Raw genomic sequence first — 1,223 nt, 5'->3', positions numbered from 1 at the left:
TAATATATTTAAAAATAATTGGGTAAATTCCGACTATGCAGTAATTACAACAGGAGAAACTTTTCCTGATGCTTTAAGTGCAGCACCTCTTGCAAAAAAATATAATGCACCAATAATCTTAACAAAGCCGGATTCATTAAGCACAGAGGTTATAAATCAGCTTAAGAAAACTGGAGTTACCAAAGCCTTCTTAATCGGTGCAGAATGGGCAGTTTCAAAAAATATTGAAAATCAACTTAAAAATATGAATATTACTCCTACACGAATTTATGGCCCTGATAGATATAGCACAAACCTTGCTATTGCAAAATATCTAAGTCCAAATGGAGAGGTTGCAATTGCTACCGGCGAAGATTTCCCGGATGCCCTTTCAATAGCCTCCATAGCTGCAAGCAGTAATATGCCTATTTTATTAGTGGATAAGAATACTATCAGTGACGATGTTACTAAATATATAAAAGATAATAAAATCAAAAATGCATATATTATTGGCGGCACAGGTGTAATCAGTGCCAATTCAGAAAAATATCTTTCTCAATTTACAACAGTAAAAAGACTATCTGGCTCAAATAGATATGAAACCAATGTAAATGTCCTGACATATTTTCAAGATAGACTTAGATTAGGTGAAACTTATTTCGCTACAGGCCTTAATTTTCCTGATGCTTTGTCAGGCTCTGTTTTAGCAGCAGCTGGAAGCCATCCTATAATTTTAGCCGATCAGAATCCTGATATTAGTACAATTAGGTTTATCTTAGCTAACCCTGGCTTAGGCCAATGTATATTTGGTGGAGACGGAGTCTTATCTGACAGCGTAATTAAAAATTTAATCAACTAATATAAATAAACCTCCGGGTAGTTTTAAACGCACTATTTCCGGAGGCTTATTTTATTATAAATTCAAAAACTGTTTTTCTTAAAATAATTCTATTGTATGGCTTAAACACTATAATTTTATTTTATATATTGAATTACTTCTTCGCTTGTTCTAATCTTTCCCAGTCTAGGGAAGATATATTTACAAACATAATCATGTTCTTCTTTTGATCCTGCTGTCATTGCATCTTCTACAAAAATTTGATGATAGCCATGTTGATTGGCATCTCTCGCGGTAGTATCCACTCCAATGGAGGTAGAAATGCCGCATAGCACAATTGTATCAATTCCACGACAGCGCAGCTGTAAATCAAGGTCAGTACCATAAAATGCTCCCATTTGTCATT

Annotated in this window: 1 protein-coding gene and 1 pseudogene; one reads left to right on the top strand and one right to left on the bottom strand. The window is 34.3% G+C overall.

What is annotated here, in order from left to right:
* A partial coding sequence (locus ACPUYX_RS20940; protein WP_426381505.1) for a cell wall-binding repeat-containing protein occupies positions 1-838 on the top strand: 838 nt, incomplete at its 5' end.
* 116 nt (positions 839-954) lie between these two features.
* Here ACPUYX_RS20940 and ACPUYX_RS20935 read toward each other — a convergent pair.
* Positions 955-1,218, bottom strand: a pseudogene (locus ACPUYX_RS20935) (isochorismatase family protein); the annotation flags it as partial.
* Positions 1,219-1,223: the final 5 nt, after the last annotated feature.

It is taken from the genome of Desulfosporosinus sp. SYSU MS00001, assembly GCF_049943955.1.
In the GTDB taxonomy this organism is placed as follows: Bacteria; Bacillota; Desulfitobacteriia; order Desulfitobacteriales; family Desulfitobacteriaceae; genus Desulfosporosinus.
Note: the sequence above shows the minus strand (reverse complement) of the source record. Positions and strands in the feature narration are given on the sequence as shown.